General features: G+C 45.6%; 18 protein-coding genes and 2 pseudogenes. 6 read left to right on the forward strand and 14 right to left on the reverse strand.

Annotated features, from left to right (window positions below):
• Together QUB56_RS06020 and QUB56_RS06025 are read right to left on the reverse strand one after the other, a co-directional pair.
• The coding region (locus QUB56_RS06020) for an EF-hand domain-containing protein (RefSeq protein WP_332954050.1) at positions 1 to 818 on the reverse strand (818 nt) is incomplete at its 3' end.
• 528 nt (positions 819 to 1,346) lie between these two features.
• Entirely contained in the window at positions 1,347 to 2,624 is a 1,278-nt protein-coding gene (locus QUB56_RS06025; RefSeq protein ID WP_332954052.1) for an HhoA/HhoB/HtrA family serine endopeptidase, read from the reverse strand.
• Between the two features lie 632 nt (positions 2,625 to 3,256).
• On the opposite strand from QUB56_RS06025, the gene QUB56_RS06030 reads away from it, so the two are divergent.
• Positions 3,257 to 4,564, forward strand: coding sequence for a hypothetical protein (locus QUB56_RS06030; RefSeq protein ID WP_332954053.1), 1,308 nt, complete (start codon positions 3,257 to 3,259; stop codon positions 4,562 to 4,564).
• Positions 4,565 to 4,634: 70 nt separating this feature from the next.
• Here the strand turns inward: QUB56_RS06030 and QUB56_RS06035 are convergent, their stop codons facing one another.
• Entirely contained in the window at positions 4,635 to 4,808 is a 174-nt protein-coding gene (locus tag QUB56_RS06035; RefSeq protein WP_332954055.1) for a hypothetical protein, read from the reverse strand.
• Between the two features lie 138 nt (positions 4,809 to 4,946).
• Between QUB56_RS06035 and QUB56_RS06040 the strand changes: the two genes are divergently transcribed.
• On the forward strand, positions 4,947 to 5,300 hold the full coding sequence (locus QUB56_RS06040; RefSeq protein ID WP_332954057.1) for a metal-sensitive transcriptional regulator: 354 nt from the start codon (positions 4,947 to 4,949) through the stop codon (positions 5,298 to 5,300).
• 402 nt (positions 5,301 to 5,702) lie between these two features.
• On the opposite strand, the gene QUB56_RS06045 is transcribed toward QUB56_RS06040, so the two are convergent.
• Positions 5,703 to 6,140 (reverse strand): helix-turn-helix domain-containing protein, encoded by a 438-nt coding sequence (locus QUB56_RS06045; RefSeq protein WP_332946063.1) that lies wholly within the window; start codon positions 6,138 to 6,140, stop codon positions 5,703 to 5,705.
• Positions 6,141 to 7,674: 1,534 nt separating this feature from the next.
• Between QUB56_RS06045 and QUB56_RS06050 the strand changes: the two genes are divergently transcribed.
• From QUB56_RS06050 to QUB56_RS06065, 4 genes are all read left to right on the forward strand, one after another.
• Positions 7,675 to 8,319, forward strand: coding sequence for a pentapeptide repeat-containing protein (locus tag QUB56_RS06050; RefSeq protein WP_332954059.1), 645 nt, complete (start codon positions 7,675 to 7,677; stop codon positions 8,317 to 8,319).
• Between the two features lie 543 nt (positions 8,320 to 8,862).
• The gene (locus tag QUB56_RS06055) at positions 8,863 to 9,642 is read left to right on the forward strand and encodes a pentapeptide repeat-containing protein (RefSeq protein ID WP_332954060.1); all 780 of its coding nucleotides are present in this window, start codon (positions 8,863 to 8,865) and stop codon (positions 9,640 to 9,642) included.
• Positions 9,643 to 9,813: 171 nt separating this feature from the next.
• Positions 9,814 to 10,962, forward strand: a complete 1,149-nt coding sequence (locus QUB56_RS06060; RefSeq protein WP_332954062.1) for an AAA family ATPase — start codon at positions 9,814 to 9,816, stop codon at positions 10,960 to 10,962.
• The gene (locus QUB56_RS06065; RefSeq protein WP_332954063.1) at positions 10,959 to 11,570 is read left to right on the forward strand and encodes a DUF4276 family protein; all 612 of its coding nucleotides are present in this window, start codon (positions 10,959 to 10,961) and stop codon (positions 11,568 to 11,570) included. Before QUB56_RS06060 ends, QUB56_RS06065 begins: the two co-directional genes overlap by 4 nt.
• A gap of 82 nt (positions 11,571 to 11,652) precedes the next feature.
• Here the strand turns inward: QUB56_RS06065 and QUB56_RS06070 are convergent, their stop codons facing one another.
• From QUB56_RS06070 to modA, 10 genes and pseudogenes are all read right to left on the reverse strand, one after another.
• Complete coding sequence (locus QUB56_RS06070; RefSeq protein WP_332954064.1) at positions 11,653 to 14,658, reverse strand: GAF domain-containing protein; 3,006 nt, start codon at positions 14,656 to 14,658, stop codon at positions 11,653 to 11,655.
• 371 nt (positions 14,659 to 15,029) lie between these two features.
• Positions 15,030 to 15,482, reverse strand: a complete 453-nt coding sequence (locus QUB56_RS06075; RefSeq protein WP_332954066.1) for an NADAR family protein — start codon at positions 15,480 to 15,482, stop codon at positions 15,030 to 15,032.
• Positions 15,483 to 15,665: 183 nt separating this feature from the next.
• Complete coding sequence (locus QUB56_RS06080) at positions 15,666 to 17,069, reverse strand: RNA-guided endonuclease InsQ/TnpB family protein (RefSeq protein WP_445243314.1); 1,404 nt, start codon at positions 17,067 to 17,069, stop codon at positions 15,666 to 15,668.
• Positions 17,070 to 17,272: 203 nt separating this feature from the next.
• On the reverse strand, positions 17,273 to 17,623 hold the full coding sequence (locus QUB56_RS06085; protein WP_445243315.1) for an NAD(P)-binding protein: 351 nt from the start codon (positions 17,621 to 17,623) through the stop codon (positions 17,273 to 17,275).
• 187 nt (positions 17,624 to 17,810) lie between these two features.
• A complete protein-coding gene (gene frr, locus QUB56_RS06090; RefSeq protein ID WP_332954068.1) occupies positions 17,811 to 18,359 on the reverse strand; it encodes a ribosome recycling factor in 549 nt (182 codons plus the stop codon).
• Positions 18,346 to 19,074 carry a UMP kinase gene (gene pyrH / locus QUB56_RS06095; RefSeq protein WP_216670679.1) on the reverse strand — a complete coding sequence of 243 codons (729 nt, stop codon included), beginning with the start codon at positions 19,072 to 19,074 and terminating at the stop codon, positions 18,346 to 18,348. The genes frr and pyrH overlap by 14 nt, the downstream gene beginning before the upstream one ends.
• 216 nt (positions 19,075 to 19,290) lie before the next feature.
• On the reverse strand, positions 19,291 to 19,689 hold the full coding sequence (gene msrB, locus QUB56_RS06100; RefSeq protein ID WP_332954070.1) for a peptide-methionine (R)-S-oxide reductase MsrB: 399 nt from the start codon (positions 19,687 to 19,689) through the stop codon (positions 19,291 to 19,293).
• Between the two features lie 651 nt (positions 19,690 to 20,340).
• Positions 20,341 to 20,740: pseudogene (locus QUB56_RS37135) on the reverse strand (sulfate/molybdate ABC transporter ATP-binding protein); the annotation flags it as partial.
• 234 nt (positions 20,741 to 20,974) lie between these two features.
• Positions 20,975 to 21,607 (reverse strand): annotated as a pseudogene (gene modB / locus QUB56_RS37140) (molybdate ABC transporter permease subunit); the annotation flags it as partial.
• A gap of 70 nt (positions 21,608 to 21,677) precedes the next feature.
• Positions 21,678 to 22,484: a molybdate ABC transporter substrate-binding protein gene (modA, locus tag QUB56_RS06110; RefSeq protein WP_332954074.1), complete on the reverse strand. Its 807-nt coding sequence runs from the start codon at positions 22,482 to 22,484 to the stop codon at positions 21,678 to 21,680.
• Positions 22,485 to 22,532: the final 48 nt, after the last annotated feature.

Consider the following 22,532-nt stretch of genomic DNA (forward strand, 5'->3'; position numbering starts at 1 on the left):
ACGATTCTGTAGGGCAAGTTTCTCACGCGCAGGTGAGTCTCGTGGTTGGCGGAAAAACTCTCGCGGAAGCTGCGGTAGGCTGCCCCTTGGATCAGACGAAACAAACCAATCTGCATCTGCAAGCGGGAAGTACCGCGCTTCTTCTCACCTTGTGGGTGTTGGGCGAGCAGTTCTTTTAGCCGCGCTATTTCTGGATTGCTATCGGTGGGTGCTTCTTGTAGATTAGGTTCAATAGTGGCAGAAGCTGCCTCGTTGACAGCAGTTGCTGTACTTGCGATCGCAGCGGCTGTACTATCTGAAATCTCGGTTGTCTGTCTACTGACAAGCGGAACCGGCGAGTCTTGATATCCTGTTGCGATCTCTGACTCATCGGGTACGAGTTTGCAGAATTCCTTAAAGTCAATTGAGGCATCGCCGTCATGGTCTACCTCTTTGATGATCTCATCGAGTTCTTGGTCTGTCAGCCCAAACTGGCTCATCACGCCGTGCAGCTCGTCTCTGGTGATTTGACCGCTACCGTTTTCATCAAATACACTAAATGCCATTTTGAGACGACTCTGGCGATCGCCTTGCTGGGACACCATCAGCATTTTGAATTCCTCAAAATCGATACTGCCAGACAAGTCTACGTCCACTTCCTTAATCATGTCGCGCAGCTCGGTTTCGTTAGGACTCTGGCCTAGCGATCGCATCACTTGACCGAGTTCTTCTGATGAAATAGCACCGCTGGTGTCCCCGTCAAATACTTTGAACGCTTCCCATAACTTTGCCACCTCTTCTTCAGTTATGGCTTTTTTTTGAAGCTCCACAGAGGTCATCACTAAATTCTCCCTAATTTTTTTCTTGGCTGTCTATTGATTATGACCAATATACTTTAATTTCTGATGACTTACGCAACTGTTACAAACGAGCGTATGACTCTACATACTTGCCAGCGTCATCCCCATGCTTGGGCGTTTTACTCTGTGAATTAAATAGTTAGACAGCCATCCTTATTTAAGTCGCTCAATAGTTTTCTTTGTTGACCTTTGACAGTTGACTATGAGTCGATAAACACAAAAGTGCGCTGAGAGAGCGAAGATACATCTGGTTACCACTTGACTCAACTTTGTAATTCCGAGGAAGCGCGGATTTGATCCCAAGCGGTTGTAGTACGCTCTAGACTGAAGGGCGAGGGCCTTTTACATCAGCATTTGAGTTAAAAGTAGATGCAATATTCGGTCATAGTTGAGTGAATTTAAATCATTTATGATAGCAATCCTATTTCATTTGTGAACAATTTTTATGGGCAGCAGGCGATCGAGTCGAGGGGGGGGTTTTAACGATGTCCCCCCTTCTCCTTCTAGTTAAAAATCCCTCAGTTGAGCAGTTTTAACCGGAACTTCTTTAATCTGGGCACCGCGGCGCACCTTCAGTTGCAGAATTTGACCGATTTTGCTGTTTTCCACCAAATTTTGCAACTGTTCGGGTTCAGTCACTGCCTCGCCGTCAATTTGAACGATGACATCCCCCTTGCGAACCCCTGCTTCCTCAGCAGGCGTATTTGGCACAACTCGCATCACTAACACCCCTTTCACTTCCGGCACAATCAAAGGAGCATTGGGGTCAGAATTATTCTCTCTGGCCATTTCAGGAGTTAAAGCAATCATCTGAATCCCCAAAAACGGATGGCTGACTTGTTCTCCCTTGGCTAACTGCGCGTAGATGGCCTTGGCTTTGTCGATCGGAATCGCAAAGCCAATACCCATTGCGTCGGCTCGAATCGCCGTGTTGATGCCAATCACTTCTCCTCTGCTGTTTAACAGGGGGCCGCCGGAATTGCCGGGATTGATGGCCGCGTCGGTTTGAATGAAATCGAGCCGCTTGTCGGGAATGCCGACGGCTGCACTGGAGCGTTTGAGGGTGCTGATAATGCCCAAGGTGACGGTGTTGTCAAATCCCAGGGGGTTGCCCACGGCGATCGCCCAATCTCCCACTTTCACCGCGTCGGAATCTCCCAAGGTGGCCGTCGGCAGGTTTAATTGCTTGGTATTAATTTTGACAACAGCCAAATCTGTTACTTCGTCAGTACCTTGGACTTCTCCTGGAAATGTCCTGCCGTCGTTTAAGGTGACAGTCACTCGATCGGCTTTGTCAACTACGTGAGCATTGGTTAAAACAATCCCGCTTTTGTCAATAATGAAGCCGGAACCTTGACCGCGCAAGCGTTCTTGTCTGGGGGTCATGCTGCGCAAATCTTCTCCCAAAAATCTGCGGAAAAAGGGGTCTTCCATTAAGGGATCGATGTTGCGGCTGACAGTGCGCTCGGTATCAATGCGAACAACTGCCGGCCCGACTCGATCGACTGCAGCCGTCACAAAACTGCCCGTATCCGCCGGGAGTTCCGGGCCGCGCAGCGCTAACAGTTGCGGATTCGGGGGGGTGGCTGGGGAACTCTGGAACTGTACTTTCGGCAGGGCTGTTTTGAGCTGTTCCCGAAAGTTTGGCGAGGACTTGATGTCAGTGGCAGAAGCTGGTGCAGGGCTTATTGTCCAAGCATTTAGGGCGATCGTAATTGCTAAAATTAGGGTTAACAGGCGAACTGCGATTCGGGGTGCGGGGCGAGAAAATTTGAACAGTCTCATAGTGTCGCTCTTTGTCAAGCTGAGTTAATTGGGTGCAGGTGTTGTCGCAGGGATTGAATATTCGATCGCGAGCTAGCTCCTAAACATATTTTAATAATCAAACGTAGGTTGAGCAAAGCGAGACTCACCATTCTAAGCTAATAAGATGGGTAAAACCTCAACCGCGTCTACAAGTCATGTAAAGCAAGACTTTCAAATACCTATAATATAGCGGTTCTCAAATGTGGTGAGGTCTGCCCTATGCCCTATGCCAGTGGGTCCTATGCCCCTGGGTCAGATAGTACCTCATCTTACTGAGAAAGGCTATATTTTACGATCGCTCGCTGACCTATACCTTCGGTTCCGATAAGACCGGGGCTAACAGATAATGGGTAAAGTAAGAGTTAGAATAGATTGTCTCTTTAAATTTTAAGCTAAGTTGGTATTAAATTTTAGTTGTTATTGAGGTGCATCTTTCTACTTGACAATCGAATTTCAAAGGTGGTACAAGCCCCCCGATTTATCCGTGGAATCAATCCCACATCTAAAATCTAAAATCCTCAAGAAAGAGCATTTATCCGTGGCGTCAATCTAAAATCTAAAATCTAAAATCTAAAATCGATTGACCAGCCAATTTAAAATAGGCAAAAACTATGAAACCTTATGAACCCAGCAACAAAGTGACGAGTAACGGGCTTAAATGGCTGTTGCTATCCTCGGTGATTGGTGGTCTTGCTATAGGCGGACTTACACATCTGATCTCTTTATCAGTAGCTTACCTGATTGTTGTCTTTCCCTTTGCCATGGGATTTACAGGGGGTAAAGTAATGGTTGTAGCAATCCGCCAAGGAAAGGTAAGAAATCCGGCGATCGCCACCCTTTTTGGGCTACTAACTGGACTGCTCATGTATGGAGCGCTGCATGGTGCAGGATACTGGCAGTTTAAGCAGTCGGTTTCCGAGCAAATAACAAAAGAACTGGAGGCGGCAAGTGGCAACCAATCCAACAATATTATCGATACCTTCCTGCAAGAAAAAACAGGCTCTAAAGGTTTTGTGGGATATTTAAAGCACAATGCCCAGCAAGGAGTAAGTATCGGTCGCTTAAACGCTACAGAAACCACCAATTTGGGTGAGACGGGTACTTGGATTTACTGGCTGATTGAGTTGGCGATAATCGATGTTACGATCGGTGCGATCGCCTACTCTACTGCTAAAAACCCTTTCTGCGAAAACGGGGACCAGTGGTATAAACGCCCGGAACATATTGGCATTGTCAATCCCCAATGCTCTGAAAATTTCTTGAATCTGCTTCAAAACGATCGATTCGGTGAAGCTGGAAAATTGCTCGACCCCTTACAAGGAATCCATCCTGCTAATTTGGAAGTTTACGTGCAACGCTGTCCGTGCTGTAAGTTCAGCGATCCGATCTTGACTGTAAGTTCTATTTCTAAGGATCTCAACGGCAACCCGAAACTGAAGCAAGTCGCCCAGGGCGTGCTTTCTCTTAGCCAGTACAATAAATTCCACGAGGCAGTGACTCAAAACCTTCCCAGGAGTGGAGAACCAAATGCAGTTCCTACTAATGATGATGAAGAAATCAGTCTAGCGCAGCAAGAGCGTTCTAGTATATCCGCCCGCGATCGCTTCGAGTCTCACGATCTGACTGCATCGGCTCAAGCAAAGCTCGTCGAACAACTCTCGCGCTACCCTCTTGTCAAGGAAGCCTATCTGGTACGCAAAACCCTGCAATACTTCCCTGAAAAGCCCTTCTACGTTTTAGGGATTATACGTCGTCGCGGATTCATCGAATCAGAAGAGGCAGAACCCAACTTGCTAAAGAAACTTATGACTGAACTAGCTTTGCCTAACCAAACATGGGTTATTTGCCTGAACAAGGATCGAGCGATGACCAAAATACTTCAGCAAACCGCAGGCCAAGCCATTTATCGGAAAAAATAAGCGGTCAAGTTGGGAAAACGAACGACGAGGCCAGAAACCGGGTTTCTGCGTCGCTCTCGAACCGTAGAAACTAGGATGAGGTAAAGTCGTTCGATCGCACTTCTGAACGGACTGGTTCAGCAAAGCCATGGACAAGCAATGCTGGCGGCGAGTCCCTGGCAACAGTGATATAGTACAAATGTCCGCACATATTAAAATCCACATTTTGCACCATTTGCAAGCCCAGGCTTTCGGGCTTTTCCACAAAAACTCAATTTTCTTGCGGGCAGGACTCTTCTAACCCGCCCTTAAAAAGCCGATCGAGCGCGGTGCCAGCTACCAGTTAAAACCTACTCGAAAATATTCTGAATTCAAACTTTTAAAAATTTCCCTCGTAACCCCAATGATTATATCTGATACTTCTACTGACAAATCCTTGCCCTCAAATTCCCACCACCATCACGGCGATAAATCAGCCCACCCTCACCATCACGATGAAGAATCGATGCGACGGCTGGTCAATCGCTTGTCTCGGATTGAGGGACACGTCCGCGGCATTAAAACAATGGTCCAAGAAAACCGTCCCTGTCCCGAAGTCCTCGTGCAAGTTGCTGCGGTTCGAGGAGCGCTCGATCGCGTAGCGAGAATAATTCTTGACGAACATTTAAGTGAGTGCATCGCCCGAGCCGCGAAAGAAGGCAATATTGATACGGAAATAGAAGAGTTGAAAGCGGCTTTGGATCGGTTTTTACCTTAGCCGTTGCCAATTTTTAAATCGATATAACACAACCTGCAAATTAGACAAAACTTGCAAGTTATGATTTCTGGCGCCTTTTTTAAGCATCTTTCACAAACAGGGGAAAAGCGTCAAATTTTCTCTCCCTCACCCCAATCATCGCAACATCTAATTTACAGCAGATTGCAGGTTTATGAAGTACACCCGCCTATCGCTTAATCCCAGGGACACTCTTGCCCGGCCGTGTCTAAAGCTGCTTCATAAACCAGGGATACGCTGTATATGCTTCGCAGTTTATGAGAGCGAGTGTTGTTCAAAAAGAATGAGTCAGGTTTATCGTGACGAAGAAACTCCTCAAAAGCTTCAAAAGCTGACTGCAAACCATTAGATAATCGGGGATTAATCCGACTTGGTATGAAGTGTCTAGACTTTCGTCAGCTTGGCTTTTAGGTGGTATCTGACTGTTGCGTAAACGGCTTTATAGGAAGCCTCAATGTTGTATTCCTGCTGCAACCACTCTTGAATTTCTCCATAGCTTTTAAAGCCTTTCTGAGGGTCGCTGAGGCGCATTGCCAAACTAGCGCGGGCCAGAGGAGGAATGGCCGGCTTGCGGCCGCCGCTGTGCTTTGTTTCGAGGAGTCCTTCGAGTCCGTAAGAGCGGTACTTTCTCAGCCACCGCTGCACTGTAATGCGGTTTACCCCGATCGTCATTGCCAATTCTTTAACTGTCTTAACATGACAAATTTTGAACAGGTAAAGTGCTTGAATTTTTTGAAAGCCGCTTGCTGTTTTTTGTTCAGTTAACAGGTTTTTTAGTTCTTCACTTGTCTCTGTGATGCTAAGTTTACATACTCCAGCCATGTCAATTTCCTCACGATTCGCGTTCTACAATACCTTTGTTTGACAAGGGAGCAAAATCCGCTCCTCTCCTAAATGCTCGGCTTTTGTTTGCCATGAAGCAATACAAAAGCGCTCTCATTAAACTTTTTCATTCCTGGACGCACTCTGACGATCAGAAACCCGATTATTTTAACCTGGAGCAAGGGTTGCAACGAAGTTTTTGGGAAAAAAACCAGGTTTATGGGTCAGTTTTTTATTTGATGGACAAGGGTCATTGCTAATATTGATAGCCGTTAACCGCTCGACTGTAACATTAGCTGGCATAGGTGACTTTTAAGGAATACCATTTATTCTCTTATTGTTAAATATCTAGCATGGTTTTCCTGGTATTTATTGGTAATTTTTACGAACGTATGGGCGATTTTTAGTCATAAAAAAATTCGGTAAGTGTGAAACGAGGGTCCCTGCATTGGGCCCGCCCGATAAACGACGCGGGCGGTTTCAACCGCCGTGAATTTTTGCATTACACGGGGATTGCTAGAAAAGGTGTAATGAATGTAATGCACTTTCACTCTTGACAATTACCATGGAGAATGGAGCAACCCGCTCACGCACAATCTTTGTTCTTTCGAGCCTAATTGAGAGGGGTGATGTTAGCTTGCGCCAAAGTCTACGGCCGGTACTCTCTCTAGGAGACTGATTTAACCCCATAAATCTGTTTAATCCTAGATTTCGCGATTCCAGGAACTAGGTGAGCATTCCTGGGTAGGTCTTAAACTCTTACCGTTAACGTAGTACCCAAGTTATTGAGTCTGGTCAACTGTGGTTTAAGTCAAAGGCCCGAAGCGAGCGTGTCTTTAGACCTGGGTCGTGGACTAGGTGGTAGCAAACAGGCTTGGTCTTTACACCAGCGAGCGCTTTTTTATACAGACATTCCCTACTCACAGAAGTGAATTTCTGGCTTTCGCTGTGCCAGAAATCCTGATACATCAACACTCTCATCAGCCGCAGCGGGTAGCGCCGAGTGACGTTGCAACCGACATTCACAGCAAGCGGGCAAGTATCTGTGAAACTACTTGGTTTATCGTCAGTTGAGTAAAACACGCTGAGGATGGCATTGTCAATTTTCCAGCATTACAGTACCACTATCGGCTATTTTTTCCCGCTTACTGTGATCGAAAAGGTGGTTTCTCTGTGATACTACTAACATGACTTAGTGATCGTGGTCACACTAATACTCAGTAAGTTCAACTACTCACAAAAAGTTATGACTTCGATCGCACTTTCCACCTAAAATCTTGGGAATTTAGTGAGGAAGTGCGATCGAAATTGTTGTTAAATTTTTAAATGTGAATTTTTAACCGAGGGGAAAAGAGAATGCAGTTTTGTCCTTAACCCTTCCCAAACAATCTAATTTATACTCAAACCTTGCAGATTGAGGGAAGTCTCGCGCTGGGTGTGAATCTTTCAGAACCTAAAATCTAAAATGGCAGAAAATCCGGTGCAACAAGCTTACTGACAGTATTCTTCATTTAAAAGGTGTAGAGAAGCCACAATGAACGTTGACGAACTGCTGAAGCTATACGCAATAGGAGAAAGAAATTTTAGCGGGGTCTACCTGCACGAGGTGTACCTCTACGACGCAGAATTGATTGGAGCCAATCTGTATGAAGCCGACCTGATTGGAGCCAATCTCAGCAAAGCGAAACTCAATAGAGTCAACTTTGGCAAAGCCAACTTGTGCAAGACAAATTTGAGCAAAGCCGACTTAGGTGGAGCGGATCTCACAGAAGCACTTTTAGCTGAAGCTAACTTGCATAGAGCTGAGTTGATGGGAGCGAACCTCAGCAAAGCAGACTTGAGCGGAGCTTCTCTGATACAAGCAACTTTAATTGGAGCCAACATATCTCGGGCAATACTCTCCCGTGCAGACTTGCACGGAGTAAATCTTTACGGAGTAAATTTGCGTAGGGCGGTGCTCACAGAATGCGATTTAATTGGGGCAAACTTGAGCAAAGTAGACCTTAGCGGAGCCGACTTAATGGGGGCGAGCCTAATTAGGGCAGACTTGACAGAAGCGATTTTAAGTGCGTCAGACTTAAGCGGCGCAAACCTGTTGGGAGCAAACCTTACAAAAGTCAACCTGAGCGGAGTATATCTTAAAGGGACAACGATGCCTGACGGCACGATCCACGACTAATTTATCAGAAGATTGGGTTTAAAACCCCGTCCTTGTAGGGCGGCTTTTTCCATTTTTAAGTAAAATAACACCTCCATCTCAACAAATGAATATGGTAGAATAAGCAGATCGGACAAGATTTAAAAACCTACCCCCGGACTGGGGGAAAGTCAACGGCCAAAACATTCACTCTTGAGATATGACTACACACCTATGTGCTTTCCGTGGTCAGCCTGGGAACCCTATTACTAGGGATATTAAGATCGAAATGTCTTAAGAATCCTCGTGCCTTCAGGGCGAGGAGTGTCAAGTATTAAATTTTATGGTTTGCCAGAACCGCGCCTAAAGGGTAATGAGCTTTTCGTTACCCTAATTTATTGGCAGCGAAAGGTTTATTTGACACTAAAGTAAAGCCGATCGCTTCAATGTAGGGTGCTTATGGGGCGCATAACCCCTACATACGGCGAGCGAAAGGATTTGTTGATTAACTCGTGTTATGGTGATTTTTAATTGCTTCGATAAAAGCTATTTTAGAATTAATATTTTGGATTTGGGACGGTTAAAATGAAACTCAGAATCCTCGCTGCTGCAACGCTGCTGCTAAGCGCGATCGCCCCGATCGCTCCTGCACCCGCCGAGAACATCCAACACACGCAACAATTACTAGCCACCCGAGAGTGCCCCAACTGCGACCTCAGCAGTGCAGGCTTAGTTTTAGCCAATTTAACAGGAGCCAATCTCAAAGGTGCTGACTTGAGGTTGGCTAACCTCAGCCGAGCCAACCTCACCGGGGCTGACCTCAGCGGTGCCAACCTCAGCGGCACCAGCCTGTTTGGCGTCAACCTGACGGGGGCAAACCTCAGCGGTGCGAACCTCAGCGGTGCTGACTTGAGAAGTGCCTATCTCAGCGGCGCCAATTTGCTCAACGCGAATTTAACTAACGCGCAACTGCTCGGAGTTAGAGGAATGCCAAGTAATATCGGCACCGCTGAAGACTTCTACCGGTTGGGAGTGCTGGAAGCTCAAGCGGGAAACTACAGAAACGCCATTGATTATTACAATCAAGCCCTGAATCAGAAATCGGATTTAGCCGCCGTTTATTTTGCGCGCAGTATGTCTCGCGCTGACTTGGGAGACTTCGCCGGCGCGGCTCAAGACGCTGCAAGAGCAAACCAACTCTTTGCCGCTCAAGGAAATCCCCAAGGTCAGGAATTGTCAAAGCAGTTAGCCGAAGCAATTGTAGCGCGCCAAAAGCCTACGGAACCCCGCACGGGCGGCGGTGGCAACTTTATGAGTCTTCTGGGCTCGATCGGTTCTGTTCTGGTGAAGTTGATCTTGCCTTAAAGACTTGTAAACGGCCTGCTCCAACGACTTTTCATGCTGCGCCAACCCAAGCGATGCAGAGCGTTTCATACACCCCTCTGGCTTTACTAAAACCTTAATCTCTGTAAGGCAGGTATACTTAGCCTAGTCTCGATATGTGTCTAGGCTAGTTTCACTATTTAAAGACGGAATATGAATAGATTTGAAAATATATCAGTAAGGGGTTTTAGGCGTTTTCAAAATATTGAGCTTGAGATGAGAAATCTCATCGTCATGATTGGTGCCAACGGAGCAGGAAAAACTTCTTTTTTAGATGTTATTTCAATACTAGCCGCTTCAGCAAGTGGAAATTTACAGAATTTATTGCAACTTAAAGGCGGCTTGAATGAAATTTTGACGAGAGGTAAAGTACAAGAACTTGAAATAAAAATTTCAATGCAAGTGCCAAAGGAACAACCTTTGAAGTACAGCTTAACATTGTCACCCAAAGGTTTATCTTATGAAGTTAGAGACGAATCTTTAACACAGCAGAGAAATCCCAACCGAGCTGAACAATTCAAGTATATTGAATCACAAGGTTTGGATATTAAATATTCTCAAGAAGAAAGCAGAGGATTTGTAAGACCGAGTTGGGAGCACAATCCTCTTGAAACATCGCTTTCTCAAGTTCCTAAAATGTATCGCGAACCTGAGAACCTGAGAAAGAGCCTTGCTTCTTGCACATATTATGGAGCACTCGATGTTTCAGAGAAAAGTCCAATCCGTCTACCTCAAGCAATGCGCCCTGCAAAATTGCCGGGAGCCAGCGGTGAAAACCTGGTTTCCTGTCTTTATGACCTTCGGGAGACCGATCGCGACCGTTTTGAAATGGTTGAAAATATCATTTCTGCTGCCTTTCCAGATTTCGAGCGATTAAACTTTCCTCCGGTTGCCGCAGGGATTATGTCTATGACTTGGACAGATAGAAATTTTCCTCAGCCTTTCTATGTCCATGAGTTATCAGAGGGAACGCTGCGTTTCCTCTGGTTGGTTGCCCTGCTTCAAAGTCAAACTTTAACAACCGTCACGTTGCTAGATGAACCAGAAGTTAGCCTGCATCCCGAACTCTTAAGACACTTAGTTTATCTAATGAGAGAAGCTTCAAAACACACTCAACTGATAGTTGCAACACACTCAGATAGACTCATCAGATTTCTTAAGCCAAGCGAAGTTTTGGTCTGTGACCTAGAAGAAGGTGAGGCAAAAATGACGTGGGGTGACACTTTTAATCTGGATAAATGGTTAGAAGATTACAGTCTTGACCAGCTTTGGGCAATGAATATAATGGGTGGCCGCCCATGAAAATTGCTATTTTGGTTGAAGGTGCTACTGAAATGGCATTTAGAGAGAAGCTTCGTGAGTTTCTGCAAAGCCGTTTACAAAAAATGCCCAAACTCCGCTTTATACCACAAGATGGTGGAATTCCCAAGGAAAGGGACCTCAAGCGTCTTGTTGAAAATCTCCTCGATAATGATGGCTATGATGCTGTAATTGCACTTACAGACGTTTATACGGGAAAGCAGCACTTTAAAGATGCCAATGATGCTAAAGAGAAAAGGATGACATGGGTAGATAACAACCCACAATTCTATCCTCACACAGCATCACATGATTTTGAAGCATGGCTTCTTCCCTACTGGACTACTATCCAGAAGCTAGCGAAACACAACCTTTCTGCTCCTAGCGGTTCGGGTTCGCCTGAAACAGTGAATCATCAAAAGCCACCTTCCTATTGGATTAAGGAAATTTTTAGAACAGGAAAATGCAGAAAAGACTATGACAAAGTGAGTGATGGAAAGGCTATTTTGAAAAACAACGATTTGATGATTGCGATTGAAGCTTGTCCAGAGCTAAAAGCTTTTGTGTATCGAATTATATCTCTCTGCAATGAAGAGAAAATAATTCCTTGACGTAAAACCCGCTCGCGGTTAATTACCCGAATTATCAAAGAAGTCGGGTATCTGGGTGTCTTGTTTTTTTAGGTTGTTCTACTTAATTCAGCGGAATCTCGATCCAGAATTCTGTACCCTGACCAGGTAGAGAAACACATTTCAGTACCCCTTGGTGTTTCTCAACTACAATTTGGTAACTGATAGACAGCCCTAAACCCGTGCCCTGACCGACGGGTTTAGTAGTAAAAAACGGATTAAATATGTGAGATATTAACTCTTTGGGGATGCCGTGACCGTTGTCGGCAATGCAAATTCCGACAGTTTTTTCATCGATTAATTGGGTGCGAATCCGAATGCAAGGGTATGGGAAATCAGGAATCAAAAACTCGGTGCTTCCATTTATCTCTACTGGCTCGATAGCCGATTTTTGGGATATTGAATATGTCGCTGCTGCACTTACCCCGAGGGAGGAGGCATTCATAACTCGCTCTCTTTTTCCCATTTCTAGGGCGTCAACGGCATTGCCGATCAGATTCATAAATACCTGATTGAGCGAGCTGGCATAGCATTCTACTAAGGGCAAATTGCCGTATTCTTTGATGATTTTCACCGTGTCGCGATCGGACTGGGCTTTGATCCGGTGCTGCAAAATCAACAGGGTACTCTCGATGCCTTCGTGAATGTCTACGCCTTTCTTTTGAGCTTGATCGCTTCTGGAAAAATTGCGCAAAGATACAACTAACTGGCGGATGCGCTCTACTCCGATTTTCATGGAACCCAAAATTTTGGGCAAATCTTCGGTAAGGAATTCGATGTCGATTTCTTCGGAACACTCGCGAATTTCTGGGTGGGGATTGGGGTAGTGCTGGCGGTAGAGTTCCACCAAGCAGAGCAAATCTTTGGTGTATTCGCTGGCGTGGGACAGATTGCCGTAGATAAAGTTAACGGGGTTATTGATTTCGTGGGCGACTCCTGCCACCAGTTGTCCGAGAGTGGACATTTTCTCGGTTTGAATGAGTTGGGCTTGGGTATTGTGCAGTTCTATGATGGTTTTAGCTAGCTGTTCGGCTTTTACTCGATCGGCAGTTGCTGCATTGAGACTTTCTTGATAAAGTTCTGCTTGGTGAATGGCGATCGCGGCTTGAGCCGCTAAATGTTGCAGCAATTCCTGTTCTGCCGTTTGCCAAACTCTCGGCCCGGAACACTCATGGGCAATCAGCAACCCCCACAATTGGGAATCTTTGCCCATCAGGGGCACAATTAAACTTCCTCTCACCTGCAAATCTTCCAAAAATTCGCGGTGAGAGGGTGTTAAATCATCAGTATAAATATCATTAATTGCTCGCACCCGTCCGGATCGATAAAAGGAGTCTGAGCCTTCGACAAAGAATGCTTGTGGGGTTTTGATACCTAAAATTGACTGCCACTGGCCGCAAACAGCTTCGACAACTACCTCGCCCTGTTTGCCTGGGGCAAATTGGTAGATTACCGTGCGATCGGTATCCAACAAAACTCTGACTTCTCGCACAATAGTTTGCAGTATGATTTTCAAATCCAAGGTGCTGCGAATCTGGTCTCTAACTCGCGTCAATACTTGAGCAAAGTCCAAGGATTTTTGCAATTGGGCGGTGCGTTCTTGAACTTGGCGCTCCAAGTTGGCATTTAGGGCTTGCACTTCTTTATAAAGAACGTACTGCCCAATTGCCGCACAAAATTGGCTGCCTATAGCTAAAGCTTGCTCGATCTCCTCCCACTTCCACTCCGGCGACTGACCTTTTTTGATTTCTCGCCAGACTTCAAAGGATTGTCTGGGAAGCCTTTGTGCAGCGCTGCTATCAAAGCGCCCCGCCCACATTTTTTCGGTATCAATTTCATTGCGAAAAATGGTTAAACAGCCGATTACTTGTTGTTGGTAGTGGATCGGAATTACCAGCAAACCCCTAATTTTAGTAGCTTGGAAACCTGGAACTAAGACTCTAAATAGAGGTTCTTTGTATAAGTCTGTAATTATCCAAAGTGGAAATTGAGAATTATTAATAATTGGTAATGTGAAAATTTCTTCGGTATTTTTGAATCCTTTGGTTAGCCATTGCTGCCAGAGGGGATGAGCTTCGATCTCCTTGACTATTTCCCAGTCTGGAAGGGTCGGTTGTTCTCCTGTGGCGAACAGTTCAAAGGTAGCATCAGTTTGGGCCTTGGCTATGGAAAATGCTCGATCGATCTTGGGAACCGATAACTTTTCACCGTTGATGTTCGGGGGATTGAGATAGAGTCTGCCGCCGCTGCCGCCCAAAGCGGTGACGGTGGCTTCTAAACCTTGTTGCAGTTGAATGTTGGCGTGACCGTACAACAGGGCTGCTATGCGGCTCACGGTAGCTTCCCGGGCGGCTTGAGAGCGGGTTTGTTGGAGGAGGAGGGCGTGGGCGATAGCGCTAGACAATTGATCTGATACTAGCTGAACTACTTCTAAATCTGCTGGTGAAATATTGAGGGGGGTAGAGTGGTGAGACACTAACAGCCCCCACAGTTCGATGTGAATTTTTTGATTGTTTCCTGGATCGTATCGAGTCACGCACGTCGGGGCATCGCAGATATGTGTTTTGCTGTTTTGGGACGCGCTGCTGCGGTGCAAAATCGGCACGACTAAGGAAGATTGCACTCCCATGGCCATCAGGTAAGCTGTGTGGCAAGCATCGAGTTGACGGTACTGGATCTCTTGATTTACTAAAGGTTGACCGGTGTCTGCAGCATCGAGGGGACTCAGGACGATCGTCCCGGAGTTAACATCTATGATTGTCCGCTGGCGCATACTCACATACATCTCTCTGGCGCGCGCGGGAATGTCGTCTGCTGGAAAGTGCAGTCCTTTCAAGGAAGGGAGACGGTTGTTATTAATTGACTCAGCAACAACTTCTCCACTCCCGTCGGCACTAAACCTGTAAATCTTAATGCGATCTGTTTTCAAAAAAGACCGCACTTCGGCTACCGTACTGGTTAAAATATCTTCTAATTCTAGAGATTGGCGGATGCGTTCAGTTATCCGCCGCACCAAAACTTCTCTGTCTAGTTTATGATGTAATTCTTGCGTACTTTCTGTGAATTGCATAAATCTCCTTTTGTAATTAAACAATGATAATAAGAAGTTTTGATGTGCTGTTGGAGCGATCGCACTCAGGCTGAATCAGCCTGAGTTTTGAACTCAACCGATCTGTACAGTTAATCTGTGGCGCACTGGTGAGAGACTACGGGGTATCACATTTGGCGCGCTGGGGTAAGGAAAATCTGCGATCGCGCCGCTTGAGTCCTTGCCTTCAACCTGCAGAGCGACTTAAGCAAATAATAATTATTATTTTAATCCTCTTATAAATTTCTCGCAATATTAAACTCTTACTATCAAAATTATTGATTGTTAGGATAACTTGACATTTGTTGTATAACTTCATATAATGATAATTAACGAAAGAATTTTAGTTTCTATCAGGGTGCAAGGCGCTGACGAATTTCCTGACGCACGCTCATCAGAATTTTACCCAAATGATTTTGACCGGTTCGGTCGCAGCCGCACCCCCAGTAGTAATCGGTTGGCGAATCCTCGACAATCACTTGCTCCCCTGTGGCGAGGAGAATAGCTTGAATGTCTGTATGAGCGAGAAACTTAGTTAAAACTGCTTCGCGCATAATAGGAATTTTCACTGCTTCCCAATCAGCGCGAATCCGGTGGTTCGGATCGCGACCTAATTTGGCGGCTTCTTGAGGAGTCGGTACGGCTCGAATTGTCGCCACTAATCTTTCATCAGTGCTGACAAATTTTTGGGCTTGATAGTAATGTTCCACAGTCAACCAATCTTGACCGTGCAGACTAATCTCGTGGAGTGAAAAATTGGAAAAGCAGCCGTAAGGCTCCTCTACTTTATAAAAATAAATTATCATTAGATTTGAGATTTTATATTTTACAGGATTTAGGTAGAATGTAATTATTCAGGGTGCGCCTCAAGCACCTTACCGCGCTCTTAGTAACGTGTCAAACCACTTTTTGCCTCCCGGAGTATTTGAGATTGATTCTTTGACACTCTCAGGCCTAAAGCCACGCTCGATTCTTAAGATTTTGCAACCTTAATATCCTGAATTTTCAGGTTCCCTTGCCTCACCACGTTTGTTCTGTGAGCGTGGTGATACCTTTTGGGCGTTTGAGTGTCTAGCACTCGGTTCCGCACAGTCCGCACCTACCATTTCCGATGCTCTATCTCTGATGGTTTTTGCAGCGCCAATATCGGCGTGTGAGCTGTGACCCCATTGAGTACAAATGAATTTTTCGTTGTCTCGATTTGACTTGTCAATGTGTTTACATTTCCTGCATTCTTGGCTAGAGTATTTGGGATTAACTTTAATCACAATCTTTCCTTGCTTCGCAGCAAGATACTCATTTTTTAAAGTTAACTTACCCCAACTTGAATCAGAGATTGCGCGATTCAAACCTTTTTTACGAGATTGTCCATTCTTAAGAAATCGTTTTTTTTCGTCAACTTTTACTTTGCATCGACGAATCATCCCAGAGATGTTTAAGTCCTCTAGGGCGATCGCATCAATATTTCTGGATGCAATTTGATTGGCAACTTTCCACTGGTAAGCATCACGCTTATTGGTTGCTTTTTGATGCAAACATCCAACTCTTATTGCCGCTTTCTGGCGAGTTTTACTACCTTTAACTTTACGGTTAACCCGTCGCTGTCTAAATTTTAAGAGTCCCTTGAACTTCTTGCTAGTTCCAAATTTGGGGTTTTCAATTTGAGTCCCATCGTATAGATGAACCAGTTTTATAATCCCTAGATCGCATCCAATAATTTTATTGACTTCACTCAGAGGTTTAACACTTGAATTGGGAACTTCTTTGTCCTCAATTTTAATTGATACATACCAGCCATTTTGCCTTTTCCGAACAGTAGGGGCTTTGATGACATACCCATCGGGAATAGGGCGAGAATTGTAAAAGCGCATCCATCCCACTTTGGGCAAGTAGATTTTACTGCCTTGTATTTTTACGCCCATGACGCAAGTAAAGGATGTAAAATTACTGCGTTTTTTAAACTTGGGAAACCCACGACCTTCAAAAAAGTTTTTGTAGGCAACATCTAACCGTTTAACATTTTGTTGCAGAACGGTTGAATCTATTCCAGCATACCAAGGGCGAGATGCTTTCAAACTTGGTAATGCCGTGATTTGAAGATCGCTGGCACTGCGTCTGGGATTTTTGTTTTTCCCTTCCTTGTCTACTTTTGAATCTTTCCAAGGTTCGCCACTTGCTCCATTTTTGCTAACAAAGCAAGTTAGCGGTGAAACTTCACTACAAGTCTTGATCTCGCAGTAACCGCCTTGGATAAACTGCTGATTATATTGGGTAATTCTGTGGTTTAGACACCAATTATAGTGGCTTCTCAACATATCTACCCAAACAGACATTTTTAAGAATTGTGTTTGATTAGGACGTAACTTGTAGACATAGTTTGTTAGCAATCTCACTCACCTCCTTGTGTATATTTTAAGGTCTTTCGCCGCCTTTAAATATTAAGAATTAAGAAAAATTCACGGGGGATTAAAATCCCCCGTGTCGCTTACATCTCAGGGCTAAAGCCACGCTTGTTTTCCGCTTTCCGACTATTTTTTATAAGGAATTGGGATTTAAGAATATTCCTTCTTCCCTCGGACTTCGTTCTAAAAGGGTATCAGCTTTTTAAGGGCGCGGTTAGCGATATCGGCATAACGCAGTTCGCCGCACAAAATTTTGCGGCTCGACTCAGTAGCAATCGGCAATTTGATGCCCACGGCGAATTTATCTCAACTTTCACCGGGTCTTGCATTTTCCAGGTGTAGGTAATTTTGTTAGCTTTCAGAGAAATAGCGGGCGTCCGGTCAAAATCGAGCAATTGGGCGATCGCCCCTGAAACGCCGCCGCCAGGTTTATTGCGAAGCAGAGACGCTTTTTCTAGAACCAAAACAGAACGTCCCTGCTTTGCGCGGTGATAACCTGCTGTGCTACCTGCCGGGCCTGCACCAACAATCATGCCATCAAACATTTTTGGTTATGGGTAATTGGTTATGGGGAACAGGGAACTAGTAAGTGGTAATTGCTAACTCTTGAAGTGTTAAATCTTGAGTTTTTAACTCATAAATCACAACTCATCGAGCGTCTGGGCGTTGTTAGCGGCCTGCTCTGGGCAATCTCAAAACTATTCTTATTCCCCATGCCAAATTTCCCATTCCCTAAACTGTCGTGATATCTTTCTCTTTCGCTGCCAGAACTTCTTCTATTTTGGCAATGTACTTGTCCGTCAGCTTTTGAATTTTATCTTGCAAGTCCCGCGATTCATCTTTAGAGATATCGCTGCTTTTTTCCTGCTTGCGAATCGAGTCAACGGCATCGCGGCGGATATTGCGAATTGCAACTTTACCTTCTTCAGCAAACTTACCGGCCATTTTGACAAATTCTTGGCGTCTGTCGCTCGTCAGCGGCGGAATGTTCAAGCGAATAACTGAACCGTCATTGTTAGGCACGAGTCCTACATCTGACAGGGAAATCGCTTTTTCGATCGAGTTGAGTGCTGTGCGATCGAACGGTTGAACGGTGATCGTAGTCGCATCCGGCGTGCCGATATTGGCAAGGGATTTGATTGGAGTTGGAGAGCCGTAGTAGTCTACCATGACTCGATCGAGGAGGGAGGCGTTTGCCCGTCCCGTCCGAATAGTATTAAAAGACCGTTGAGTAGCCTCAACTGCCTTTTGCATATGATCTTCTGCATCAGCTAACTTCACAAAAACCTCCGACAAGGGTTCCAATAGATTCTCCCATTACAGCTCGGTAGATGTTGCCCGACACCGAGAGGTCAAATACCATAATAGGAATATTATTTTCTTTGCAAAGGGCGATCGCGGTACTGTCCATCACCCGCAAGTCTTGATTCAAGACGTGTCCGTAGGTGAGGGTTTGATACCTGCGCGCGTTGGGGTTGAGGTGGGGGTCAGAATCGTACACCCCATCTACCTTAGTAGCTTTAAAAATCACCTCTGCATCAATTTCAGCCGCCCGCAGAGCGGCTGTTGTATCCGTAGTAAAAAAAGGATTGCCAGAACCGGCACCAAAAATCACTACTCGTTTTTTTTCGAGGTGGCGAATCGCCCGCCGCCGGATGTAGGGTTCAGCTACTTCTTGCATGGCGATCGCCGATTGCACCCTGGTTGGCACTCCTACTTGTTCCAGGGCATCCTGCAAAGTGATAGCATTCATCACCGTAGCAATCATGCCCACATAATCAGCCGTTGCCCGATCCATCCCTGCCGAAGCAGCTTTCACCCCGCGAAAAATGTTGCCGCCACCGACAACAATAGCGATTTGAATACCTTCGGACACGACTTTGGCTACTTCCTGGGCGATCGACTGAACGACTATCGGATCGATGCCGTAGCCCAAGCTGCCCATCAGCGCTTCACCGCTGAGCTTCAGCAAAACTCGCTGATAAACCATCCCCATGCCGCCACTATTTTTTTACTCTGTTTGCCTCCACCATAAGATACCAGTACAGGTGCATTTTGAACATCAATTGCCCGGAACAGGCATCCGGCTTGTGCTGCAAGAGAATTTGTTTCTGGCGACGGGGCGGAGGTTGGTGAACCGGCCCTCCTAGCCTGTTCCACAACCGGATTAATTTTTTGTGGGGTGGGTACTCTTAGGGGGCCCCTAAAAGACTCAATCCTTGGGAACGAAATTAAGAGCAGCAGAATTCATGCAGTAACGCTGACCGGTCGGTTTGGGCCCGTCGTTAAATACGTGACCGAGATGAGAGTCACAGACAGCACACAGTACCTCCGTGCGGCGCATGAACAAGGTGTTATCCGGCTCACACTTGACATTTTCTTCGCTAACGGGAGCGTAGAAACTCGGCCAACCGGTACCGGAATCGAACTTTGTTTCAGATTTAAATAGCTCTGTGCCGCAGCAAATGCACTTATAAATTCCGGTTTTTTTGTTGTCGTGATATTCGCCGCTAAAAGCTCTTTCTGTCCCTTTTTTGCGGGTGACTTTGAACTGTTCTGGGGTGAGGAGCTGCTTCCATTCTTCTTCGGTTTTTTGAACTTTTTGAGTCATGATTTGATGTTGTGTTAAGATGTATTTAGCTGTTGAGTGTTGGCGGTTAACTGTTAACTGTTGAGTGTTGGCGGTTAACGGTATATTGCTAGTTAACTCATGCCTCCATTAATATTAACCTAATTGGCTCGATCTGAACATACCAGGGAAAAGGATTGTCCTTCATAGCCCTCCACTTTTCCTTAAAAACTTCCGCTTGCAAGTGATAATCTTGGGAATGATTGGGAGGCGAGTGCAATTTGAGATATAATGTCACCCGGTGCGGAGTTTCCACAGTGGAGGCGATCCAACAAGCAAAAGTATTTTCGCGATCGCACCCGCTAACAAAACTCAGTTGATGAGCCCGAATTCCCACAGAAACTAGAGATTTGGGAATTGGTTCGACTACAGTCAGAGTACAGCCCCAGTCGATCGCCTCGACGACAGTTACGGAGATCGGTTTAGCTGCAGAGAAATTCTTACAGCCAGTCAACAGGGCAACAGTGAAATTGCCAGGGCGATCGAAAATGTTCTCTTTGGTATCAAAGGCGATCGGCCTTCCCTCGGCCAACACCAACAGATTTTTGCACACCCGGTAAACTTCCTCTAAATTGTGGCTGACAAACAAAGTAATTCCCCGATAATTAACCAGAGTCTGCATTAACTCCCGTTCCAGTTGACTGCGCAAGTGAGTGTCCAAAGCAGAAAACGGTTCGTCTAACAGCAGCAAATCAGGAGAAGGGGCGATCGCCCTCGCCAAAGCCACCCGCTGCTGTTGGCCCCCCGAAAGTTCGTGCGGGTAGCAGTTTTCCAGTCCCGACATTTGCACCGAAATTAGTTGTTCTTTTACCCGAAGTTTTTGCTCGCCATCAGATAAATGCTGCAAGCCAAACGCAATATTTTGAGCAACACTCAGGTGAGGAAACAAAGCATAGTTTTGGAACAAAAAACCGATGCGGCGGTCCTTAGAAGGTACATTAATGCCCTGTGCTGAGTCAAATAAAACCTTGCCGTTGACTGCAATTTTACCGCTGCTGGGAGTTTCCAAACCAGCGATGCAGCGCAGAGTCATGCTTTTGCCGGAACCCGATGCGCCCAAAATTCCCAGGACCTCCGGACCGATATCGAAGCCAACATCCAAGACCAAGCCCGAGAGAGGTTTAAAAATGTTTAAACAAAGTCCGCTTTCCGGTTGTTTTGTTGTGGACTTTGTGGTAAAACAAGAGGCAGCTTTGGGAAAATTAGATTCCTGTTTTTGGCTCGAATTTAGTTGGGGCGATATCCTTTGTAAATCACTCCAAAAATTAACAGCAGTTAACACGCTCAAAGAAAGACTAAGAATAATCAAAACCCAAATAGCAGCTTGCCTCATATCCCCTGCTTCCACAGCAAAATAAATTGCCATCGGGATAGTTTGAGTTTGTCCGGGAATGTTCCCCGCTAACATCAGCGTCGCGCCGAACTCACCCAAAGCGCGAGCAAATGCCAGAATAGTTCCTGCTAAAATTCCCGGCCATGCTAGCGGCAACATAATTCGCCAAAATACTTGCCACTCCGACGCTCCCAAAGTGCGAGCAGCGTTGAGAAGATTGGCATCAATTTGCTCAAAAGCTCCCAAAGCAGTTTTGTACATGAGGGGAAAGGATACAACTGTGGCAGTAATTGCGGCCGCTTGCCAAGTGAAAATTATAGTTAAGTCGAATTGTAGCAATAATTGACCGATCGCCCCATTTCTCCCAAACAGCAGCAGCAGCAAAAACCCCACTACTGTCGGCGGCAAAACTAAGGGAGAAATGAAAATCCCTTCAATCAAAGCTTTACCTCTAATGCGAGTTAAAAGCATCCACCGAGCAGCGGCTATTCCCATAAAAAAGGTAATAAATGTCGCAATAGCCGAGGATTTTAGAGATATCCAGAGCGGAGAAAAATCAAATTCCATCTATAAATACATCCGCGTTAATCAGCGCTTATCTGCCATCATCAGCGGTAAAAAATCCCTAATTAGTTAGTTATCGCACCATGCCAAATCCGTATTTCTGAAATACTATTTTAGCCCGCTCGCCCGCTAAAAACTCAACAAACGCTTTACCATCAGCAGGATTGCGGCTGCTTTTCATAACTGCTAGGGGATAAACTATTGGCGAGTGCAAATTTGTCGCAGCCGTGGCGCGTACCGCGACTTTTGGCGATGCTTTGGCATCAGTCGCATAAACTATGCCAGCATCAGCGTTACCGCTTTCGACGAATGTCAGCACTTGGCGGACGTTATTTCCTAGCACTAATTTTGGTAAAACTTGCTGCCACAATCCCAGCTTACTTAGCATTTCCTGAGCATATTGTCCGACAGGTACGCTCTTGGGTTCGCCGATCGCAATTTTCTTAATTCTGGCCTCGGTCAACTGTTTAAAATCGCTCAAAACTAAGCCATTTTTAGGAGTAATCAAAACCAGGCGATTTGTCAGCAAATTCCGGCGCGTCTCGTTAAGGAGCAAATTAGCTTGCTGCAAAGCATCCATTTGTTTGGTAGCGGCGCTCAAGAATACATCTACCGGGGCTCCTTGCTGAATTTGCTGCTCTAGAGCACCGGAAGCACCAAAATTATAAGTAATAGTCACATTGGGATTGCTGCCTTGATAAACAGTCTTGATTTTTGCTAAGGCTGGCGACAGACTGATAGCAGCAGATACAGTTAAAGACGTGCGCTGCACGGTCGCGACTGGAGAAACGCTCTGAAATAAGTTCCAACCAATCAGCAGTGCTAGCGCCGCGATGGCTGCGAAAATCAAATTGAGAATGGGTGTATTTTTTAAGTTCACCGAAAATAGTTTTGAATTTTAATTTTGAGTTACTCCGAAACCACTATA

This window comes from Microcoleus sp. AR_TQ3_B6 (assembly GCF_036702785.1).
Taxonomy (GTDB): Bacteria; Cyanobacteriota; Cyanobacteriia; order Cyanobacteriales; family Microcoleaceae; genus Microcoleus.